This window comes from Frankia sp. CoBUL1 (genome assembly GCF_978021245.1).
Genome location: NZ_CDXDOS010000034.1, coordinates 19,233 through 22,585 on the forward strand (window position 1 = coordinate 19,233; position 3,353 = coordinate 22,585).

The 3,353-nt window shown below is 69.6% G+C and carries 2 protein-coding genes; both read left to right on the forward strand.

Going from position 1 to position 3,353, the window contains the following annotated elements; translation table 11 throughout:
• Positions 1 to 430 precede the first annotated feature (430 nt).
• Positions 431 to 1,132 carry a TetR/AcrR family transcriptional regulator gene (locus AC08OX_RS05225; protein ID WP_476606769.1) on the forward strand — a complete coding sequence of 234 codons (702 nt, stop codon included), beginning with the start codon at positions 431 to 433 and terminating at the stop codon, positions 1,130 to 1,132.
• A 205-nt stretch (positions 1,133 to 1,337) separates the two neighbouring features.
• Complete coding sequence (gene thrS / locus AC08OX_RS05230) at positions 1,338 to 3,320, forward strand: threonine--tRNA ligase (RefSeq protein WP_476606770.1); 1,983 nt, start codon at positions 1,338 to 1,340, stop codon at positions 3,318 to 3,320.
• Positions 3,321 to 3,353 lie beyond the last annotated feature (33 nt).

The window sequence follows — 3,353 nt, forward strand, 5'->3', positions numbered from 1 at the left end:
GGCCGCGGCGGCGTGGTCGGCGCGCCGTAGGGCGTCGCCGCCGGGTCCGCCGGGTGGGTGGGTGTGTCTGAAGCATCCATGAGCGCTCCTGTACGTCCGTCCGGGCGCTGGGCGTCCCGGCGTCCCCCTCATGCTGCCACCAACGGCTGCCATGCGGAGAGCCCGTGGTGGAGCAGATCCACCCAGCCCCGAGATGGCTGTTCGGGCTGGGGCGTTCGGGCGGTGGTTTCGTGGTGGACCGTGGCCCGATCGGCGTGGAACGCGACGCACGCCACGCCGCTGCCATGGCAAACGGATGCGTCTTGACCGACTGGGACGTATGATGATCTTGAAGTGCGGCGAGAACGTGCGGCGCGATCAAGGTGGCGGGTGGCCTTTCCATGCGGATGCATCGGCACGGCAGCGACGGAGCGGGCGGGGGATCAGGCCGGTGTCCCGCCTGATGGCCACCCGGGACGTGCGCGCTGCGCATCCTCGGCGACCGTCCGACCGGGTGCCCTCCGGGGTCCGCGTCTCCCGCGCTCCCGGTCGTCCGAGGGACACCCGCTGCGATGAGGCGATCATCGATGCCGCGCTGCACGAGCTCGCGACGGTCGGCTTCGCGAGCCTGTCGATGGAGGCAGTGGCGACCAGCGCCGGGGTCGGCAAGGCGACGGTCTATCGCCGGTGGCCAACGAAGGACGCCCTGATCGGGGACGCGTTGGACACCCTGGCTGACAGTCTCGACGCGGTCGAGACTGGCTCCCTGCGCGACGACCTGGTGGCCTGGCTGAACGCGCTGCGCCGGCACAACCTCCAGTCGTTGTCCGGGCGGATCATGCCGAAGCTCGTCGCCGAGCGGAGCACGCACCCGGAGTTGTTCGCCACCTACTCGCAGAAGGTGATCGAGCCGTCGCGGGAGAAAGCGGCCGCCATGCTCCGGCGCGGCATCGAATCGGGGGAACTCGCCGCGGACGTCGACGTCGACCTTGTCGTCGACATGCTGGTCGGGCCGGTCGCCTATCGGCAGTACATGAGTGGTGACTGCGAGGTGAGCGGAACGCGGATCGCGAAGATCGTCGACACCATCCTCGGTGGCATCCGCTGCCGGCAGGGTGCGCGGCCGACGGCGGAGGCGCACCCGTCGCACTGAGCCACACCCGTCGCACTGAGCCACGCTCGTCACGCTGAGTATCCCGCTCGCCGTACCCCGCTCACCGGGGGCACCATGCGTCCGCGAGTAGCATCGCGAACGGGCCAGGAAGGCCCGCCGCGGGGCCGCCTGCCGGCGACGCACCGGCGACGCACCGGCGACGCGATCCCCGCATCCGTGTTCCCAGCGCAACAGGAGAGATTCGGTGTCCGACGTCCGCGTTACCGTTCAGCACGCCCAGCGCAGCGATCCGCGGGTGGTGCCGACCGGGACGACGGCCGCCGAGCTGTTCGCCGACGACCGGAACGTGATCGCGGCTCTGGTTGACGGTCAGCAGCGTGATCTTGCTCATGTTCTCGCCGACGGGGTCGTCGTCGAGCCGATCATGATTGACTCGCCGGCCGGGCGGGCGATCGTCCGGCACTCCACCGCGCACGTCGTCGCCCAGGCGGTCCAGGAGCTCTTCCCGAAGGCACGCCTGGGCATCGGGCCGCCTATCGACAACGGTTTCTACTACGACTTCGACGTCGAGTCCCCGTTCACCCCGGACGACCTCAGGGCCATCGAGAAGAAGGCGCAGGCGATCATCAAGGCCGGCCAGCGCTTCTCCCGGCGGGTCGTCACCGAGCCCGAGGCCCGCGCGGAGCTCGCTGACGAACCGTACAAGATCGAGTTGATCGGACTGAAGTCGAGTGACACGGCGGCCGACGACGCCGAGGCGAGTGTTGAGGTCGGGGCGGGCGAGCTGACCATCTACGACAACCTCGACGCGAAGACCGGCGAGCTGTGCTGGAAGGACCTCTGCCGCGGGCCGCACGTGCCCACCACCCGGGCCATCCCGGCCTTCGCGATCCTGCGTTCCGCCGCGGCCTACTGGCGGGGGAGCGAGAAGAACCCGCAGCTGCAGCGCATCTACGGCACCGCGTGGGAGTCGCGCGACGCGCTCAAGGCCTACCAGACCAGGCTGGCCGAGGCCGAGAAGCGCGATCACCGCAAGCTCGGCGCGGAGCTTGACCTGTTCTCGTTCCCGACCGAGATCGGCCCGGGGCTGGCGGTCTTCCACCCCAGGGGCGGCGCGATCCGCACCGCGATGGAGGACTACTCGCGGCGCCGGCACATCGAGGCCGGGTACTCGTTCGTCAACACCCCGCACATCACCAAGTCGGAGCTCTACCAGATCTCCGGGCACCTGGACTGGTTCGCCGAGGGCATGTACCCGCCCATGCAGCTCGACGGCGGCACCGACTACTACCTCAAGCCGATGAACTGCCCGATGCATATCCTGATCTTCCGGTCGCGGGGCCGGTCGTACCGGGAGCTGCCGCTGCGGCTGTTCGAGTTCGGCACGGTCTACCGCTACGAGAAGTCCGGCGTGGTCCATGGCCTGACCCGGGTGCGCGGGCTCACCCAGGACGACGCGCACCTGTTCTGCGCCCGTGAGCAGCTACCCGCCGAGCTCGACAGCGTGCTGACGTTCGTGCTCGGGCTGCTGCGCGACTTCGGGCTGACCGACTTCTACCTGGAGCTGTCGACCCGGCCGGCGGGCAAGGCCGTCGGCACCGACGAGGAGTGGGCGCAGGCCACCGAACTGCTGCGGGAGGCCGCGCAGAAGCAGGACCTGGAACTGGTGATGGACCCGGGCGGCGGTGCCTTCTACGGGCCGAAGATCTCCGTGCAGGCCCGTGACGCCATCGGCCGGACCTGGCAGCTGTCCACCATCCAGGTGGACTTCCAGCTGCCGCGGCGCTTCGGCCTGGAGTACCAGGCCGCGGACGGGACCCGGCAGCGTCCGTTCATGATCCATCGGGCGTTGTTCGGCACCATCGAGCGGTTCTTCGCCATCCTGCTGGAGCACTATGCCGGGGCGCTGCCGCCGTGGCTTGCGCCGGTGCAGGTGGTCGGCATCCCGATCACCGACGAGCACGTGCCGTACCTGGACGAGGTCGCCCGGCGGCTCGCCGCACACGGCCTTCGGGTGGAGGTCGACTCCTCCGACGACCGGATGCAGAAGAAGATCCGTACGGCGCAGAAGCAGAAGGTGCCGTTCATGCTGCTGGCCGGAGATTCCGATGTCACCCAGGGTGCGGTGTCGTTCCGTTTTCGAGACGGGACGCAGCGTAATGGCGTGCCGGTGGACGAGGCCGTCGCGGAGATCCTCGACGCGGTGGAGCGCCGCCGCCAGGTCTGAGCCGCGCGGCTGGCCCCGGCCCCGTTCAGAAGA